This is a genomic window from Rhodococcus sp. 66b (assembly GCF_002076325.1).
Lineage (GTDB): Bacteria > Actinomycetota > Actinomycetes > Mycobacteriales > Mycobacteriaceae > Rhodococcus_F > Rhodococcus_F erythropolis.
Window position 1 is genome coordinate 1 of record NZ_MUZB01000041.1, and the last position, 5470, is coordinate 5470.

6 protein-coding genes and 1 rRNA gene are annotated in these 5470 nt (G+C 63.2%); 4 read left to right on the forward strand and 3 right to left on the reverse strand.

Annotated features, from left to right (window positions below; genetic code table 11):
* Window positions 1–194 precede the first annotated feature (194 nt).
* Window positions 195–668, forward strand: coding sequence for a methylmalonyl-CoA epimerase (gene mce / locus B0E55_RS31115; protein WP_020723660.1), 474 nt, complete (start codon window positions 195–197; stop codon window positions 666–668).
* Between the two features lie 40 nt (window positions 669–708).
* A complete protein-coding gene (locus B0E55_RS31120) occupies window positions 709–1752 on the forward strand; it encodes a hypothetical protein (RefSeq protein WP_021334713.1) in 1044 nt (347 codons plus the stop codon).
* 7 nt (window positions 1753–1759) lie between these two features.
* On the opposite strand, the gene B0E55_RS32410 is transcribed toward B0E55_RS31120, so the two are convergent.
* Entirely contained in the window at window positions 1760–2104 is a 345-nt protein-coding gene (locus tag B0E55_RS32410; RefSeq protein WP_020908287.1) for a hypothetical protein, read from the reverse strand.
* 19 nt (window positions 2105–2123) lie between these two features.
* Complete coding sequence (nucS, locus tag B0E55_RS31130; RefSeq protein ID WP_003945160.1) at window positions 2124–2798, reverse strand: endonuclease NucS; 675 nt, start codon at window positions 2796–2798, stop codon at window positions 2124–2126.
* 42 nt (window positions 2799–2840) lie between these two features.
* Here nucS and B0E55_RS31135 point away from each other — a divergent pair, with 42 nt between their 5' ends.
* The gene (locus B0E55_RS31135) at window positions 2841–4433 is read left to right on the forward strand and encodes an adenylate/guanylate cyclase domain-containing protein (RefSeq protein WP_021334714.1); all 1593 of its coding nucleotides are present in this window, start codon (window positions 2841–2843) and stop codon (window positions 4431–4433) included.
* Window positions 4434–4575: 142 nt separating this feature from the next.
* Window positions 4576–5202, forward strand: coding sequence for a dihydrofolate reductase family protein (locus tag B0E55_RS31140; protein ID WP_080911171.1), 627 nt, complete (start codon window positions 4576–4578; stop codon window positions 5200–5202).
* 193 nt (window positions 5203–5395) lie between these two features.
* On the opposite strand, the gene rrf is transcribed toward B0E55_RS31140, so the two are convergent.
* Window positions 5396–5470: ribosomal RNA gene (gene rrf, locus B0E55_RS32740) — 5S ribosomal RNA — on the reverse strand; the annotation flags it as partial.

Genomic DNA, 5470 nt, shown 5'->3' on the forward strand with positions numbered 1-5470 from the left:
GAGGTCGGACCCGGAGAGGTCTTTCAACGATCCGAGGAGTCGACCCATCGGGGTACGAGCTCCCGCAACAATCACAGAACTGGTCACGATTTCCTCCGGCTGCAAAAGAGACATAGTCGTCGGTTCCGTGCGGCCTAAGAGCCAAGTCACATCCCGACGTGTACTCCTCAAACGGTAGCGCTACCGTGAAAGGTATGACACAGACCTCCCCCAGTTCTGCACTCGCACCTTTGTCGTCCGACCTCGTCGTCGCGATCGATCACGTCGGAATCGCGGTGCCCGATCTCGACGCGGCAATCGCGTGGTACACGCAGCACCTGGGCATGGTGTCGACCCACGAGGAAATCAACGAATCGCAGGGCGTGCGCGAAGCCATGCTCTCCGTCGTCGGCTCCCCCGCCGGATCCACTGCCGTTCAGCTGCTCGCACCACTGGACGAGAACTCGACCATCGCCAAGTTCATCGACCGAAGCGGCCCCGGATTGCAGCAGCTCGCCTACCGGGTCACCGACATCGACGCCATCTCCGCCGAGCTTCGCGAGCGCGGCGTTCGGTTGCTGTACGACGCTCCCCGGCGCGGTACGGCCAACTCGCGCATCAACTTCATTCACCCGAAGGACGCCGGCGGCGTCCTGGTGGAACTGGTCGAACCCGACGCGAGCCACTAGCAGACCCGACTCCAGCTCGTATGCCAGGTAGATTGTCGCCATGGCATACGAGCAGGACCGCGGTTCGATCCAACTTCCGTTCCAGATCGCACGGAAGGGATACGACCGCGACGAGGTACGTAACTACTTCGAGCGATTCGACGCGGAGCTGCGAGTTACCGCGGCCGATCGTGATGCTGCCGCTGCGCAGGCCCGTGACCTTGCCAAGCAGCTCGACGATGCACGCGACGACATCGACGACCTCCGCAAGGACGTCGACCGCCTCTCGGTACCGCCCACCACTGCGGAGGGCATGAGCGATCGCATCAGCCGCATGCTGCGCCTTGCCTCCGACGAGGCTTCCGAGGTGCGCGCGAAGGCCGAGGCCGACGCAGCCGAGATGACCTCCATCGCCGAACAGGACGGCGCCCGACTGCGCGGACACTACGAGTCGCTGATCGCCGAACTCGAGGACCGTCGCAATGCGATGGAAACCATGCACGAGCAGACCATGGCGCAGGCCCGTACCGAAGCCGCCCGGATCGTCGAAGCCGCACAGGCCGAGCGGGATCGCCTGGCTGCCGAGTCCGAGGCCAAGCGCACTCAGATCCGCGAAGACTTCGACATCTCGATGTCCGAGCGTCGCGCCAAGGTCGTCGCCGCCGTCAACGACCTGGAGTCGTCGAGCAAGGCAGAGGCCGAGCGTCGACTCGCCGATGCGTCGCACGAGGCTCAGCGCAGGCTGCAGGCCGCCACCGATCAGTCCGAGCGCAAGATCGCTCACGCGAAGGAACTCACCGAAGAACTGCGTGTTCTCCGTGGTCGAATTCTGGCTCAGCTCTTGGGCATTCGGGGACAACTCGATTCGGTTCCGGCCATGCTCGCATCGGTCAACCGGGAGAGCGAACTCCTCGATGCACCGCCCGCTCCGGTCATCGTCGAAGCCGAGGAAGATCTCGAGATCGAAGACAAGAAGGCCGACTCCGATCCGGTCGACTCAGAACCGAGTATCGACGAAGACGATGTGCTCGAGGACTCGGACGAGACCAACACCGCCGAGATCGACACCCGCGCCGTCGAGCAGCGAGCCCAGTCCCGGAACTGATCGACGCTCAGGACCACCGTCTGGTCAGGCTGCGAGTTCCGCGGCCTGACCAGCATCCGGTGTGCCAGTGTCGACGTTCGTTCGCGCCGCCCGGTTCCGAAGGCCACGTCACTACATGGGCGACACCGGGCCTGATGTCGTGATCACAACCGGGGCAGCGATAGAACTTCGTCGCGTTGGAGCCTGGTATCGGCCTCACCATGTACATTTCACCGCCCGGCCCTGGCTCCTCCCGGACCAGCGCCCCGCCGAACAACACACCACTGGGTGACTGCGATTCCGCGCTCGAATCCCGAGCACGCCGAGTATCCGTTCGACGGGATTGCTTCGGCGAAGGTTTGCGGCGCGGCATGGTTCGAGTCTAAACAGCGTCAGAAAAGTCGGAACTCGGTGCTTTCGGTACCACGCAAGGCCTCGTAGTCCAAGACCAGGCAACGGATCCCACGGTCGTTGGCCAAAGTCTTTGCCTGCGGCTTGATCTGTTGCGCTGCAAAAACTCCCGTAACCGGCGCGAGCAGAGGATCGCGGTTGAGCAACTCCAGGTACCGCGTCAACTGCTCGACGCCGTCGATCTCGCCGCGGCGCTTGATCTCCACCGCCACCGATGCACCGTCCGCGTCACGGACCAGAAGGTCGACCGGCCCGATGGCCGTCATGTACTCGCGCCGCACCAACGTGTAGCCGGGGCCGAGTGTCTCGACATGCTCCGCCAGAAGTTCTTGAAGGTGTGCCTCGACTCCGTCCTTGATCAATCCCGGATCGAGACCGAGTTCATACGACGAATCGTGCTCGACCTCTTCGAGAGTGATCCGAAGCTCCTCGCCCGCCTTGTTGGTGACGACCCACAAGATGTCGTCGCTGTCGCCGGTGGTCTCGACCAACCAGCACGGCGGACTCATCCAGTTCAGCGGCTTGTACGCCCGATCGTCGGCATGAATGCTGACCGAGCCGTCGGCCTTCACCAACAGCAGTCGTCTTGCGGTAGGGAGGTGGGAGGTCAGGCGTCCCACATAATCGACACGGCAACGAGCAATAACTAGGCGCACCGGACCACCCTAAGCGATCATTACGACTACTCTCGACACACTATGCAGCGAAGCCGTGTCCCGAGTGCGCCCCTGGGGTCGTGGCTGCTCGGATCCACCGACGAAAGCCCCAGGCGCCGCCGAATCCGCGTCCAAGCACTACTCACCGCCCCTCTCCTGGTCACCAACCTGATCGGAGCGGTGCTGGCGATCGTGCTCGTCGGATTCGTGGTTCCCGGACCCGAGATCATCCACCCCGAATTCGCATGGATCAACTTTATTGCCGTGCCCGTCTTCATCGGGTGTGTCTTTCTCATCGGACTTCTGTGGGGCACCAAACGCCTCATGAGGGATCTCCGGTGGGCCACCGAGGATCACCGGCCAACCGAGCAGAATCAACGCGCGGCGTTGCGCGGGCCGTGGCGGCTGACCCGAGTGCAAGCCGTCCTGTGGACGGCCGCGCTCATCACCTTCACGACCATGTACGGAATCGTCGACCCCGACACCATTCCGAAAGTTCTGTTCACCGTGGCTTTCAGCGGTATCACCACCTGCGCTTTCTGCTACCTGCTCAGCGAGTTCGCACTCCGCCCGATTGCTGCGCGTGCACTCGAATCCGGAGCGCCCCGCAAGGCTGCCGTTCTCGGACTGACCGGCCGGACAATCCTCGTCTGGCTGCTCGGAAGCGGGGTCCCCGTCACCGGCTTGATGCTCGTAGCGGTCTTCAGCTTCATCCGACCTGCTTCGTGGCAAGCCCTCGCGACCGCGATCCTCGTCATCGGCGGGATCACTCTGTGCGTCGGACTCGGGCTGACGTACATCAACATCCGATCAGCCGCGGCCCCCATTCGGTCCGTACGCCGAGGCATGGAGCAAGTCACCCGTGGCGACCTCACCGCGTCCGTCGTCGTGTACGACGGGACCGAATTGGGACTGCTGCAGACCGGCTTCAATCGCATGGCCGAGGGCCTGCGCGAGCGCGAGAGGATTCGCGACCTCTTCGGGCGCCACGTCGGACACGAGGTTGCCGCAAACGCGGTTCGCCGAAACCCGGAACTCGGCGGTGAAGAACGCGACGTTGCCGTTCTCTTCGTCGACGTCATCGGCTCGACCACGATCGCGGCCACCAACTCCCCTACCGCGGTGGTCGCTCTACTCAACCGATTCTTCGACGTCATCGTCGACGAGGTAGATGCACACGGCGGATTCGTCAACAAGTTCGAGGGCGACGCAGCGCTGGCGATCTTCGGAGCGCCGACGACACTCGACGATCACGCCGGCAGTGCACTCGCCGCCGCCCGCAAGATTCAGCAGCGCCTGCGTGCCGAAGTTCCGGAAGTGAGCGCGGGTATCGGCGTCGCTGCGGGAATTGCCGTTGCCGGAAACGTCGGTGCGCGAGAAAGATTCGAGTACACCGTCATCGGTGATCCCGTCAACGAAGCAGCGCGACTGTCCGAGGTCGCCAAGACGGTTCCGGGTAACCTCGCCGCATCCGGACGGGCTGTGGCCGTCGCTGACAGCGCCGAAGCCGCACAGTGGTCGATCACGGAGAACATCACCCTTCGTGGCCGCCTCGAACAGACCGAGCTAGCGATTCCCTGCGACGCCTTGGAGTCCGAGACCACCCCGGCAGACTCGGTGCCCGTTCAGCCCTGATCTCACCGCCCACCTTGAGCGAACGGCACGTTCGGTCGATCCAAGGCGATGAACGCCACGTTCGCTCGATGACTTTCCCGCTTCCCGACGGTCTATATCGAAACAGCGGAAATCCGACGATGCCGGGGAGATGGGTACGACTATGAAACTGACGACATTTACCATCGTCACTCTCGACGGGGTGATGCAAGGACTCGGTGGGCCGGACGAAGATCGACGCGGCGGATTCGAACGCGGCGGATGGTCCGCGCCACTGGTGGACGCAGAAGCCATGTCTTACCTTGTCCAGGTCTACCAGCGCGCCGACGCCTTCCTGTTCGGTCGGCGGACTTACGAAATCTTCGCCGGTTATTGGGGCGCGTTCGAGAATCCAGAGGTCAACCCGATCGCAAGCGCCTTGAATACGCGGCCCAAGTATCTTGCCTCGACAACGGTCACCGATCCGCAATGGAAGAACACCACGGCCCTTTCAGGTGACACCGCCGCAGCGATCGGCGAACTGAAAGCCGGACCCGGCGGCGAGCTTCAGGTGCACGGCAGTGGCGAATTGTGCCGCTGGCTTCTCGCGAACGATCTCGTCGACGAGATGATCCTGCTGATCGTTCCGGTGGTCGTAGGCCAGGGCACACGACTCTTTCCCGATACCGGACCGGATATCGCACTCGAGCTGGCCGAATCGCGAGCCACACCAAAGGGCGTGACGATCCAGCGGTATCTGCCCACTGGCCGGCCGAAGTATGCAACTGCCACCGCCGACGGCATCGACTGATCCGGGCAAAGCGCCCGTCGTCCTCACTCGTGCGCCCGCTCGTGATGGTGTGAACGGTACGTTCGGTCGATCTGAGGCGACGAACGTGCCGTTCGCTCGATCCGGGGGGTGCCGGCGACGGGATGTTTCGGGGTGTTTTGGGTACGAGAAAGCCCCCCAACCATCACTGGTTGGGGGGCTTCTCGTAATTTGTGTTCGGCGGTGTCCTACTCTCCCACACCCTGTCGAGTGCAGTACCATCGGCGCTGAAGGGCTTAGCTTCCGGGTT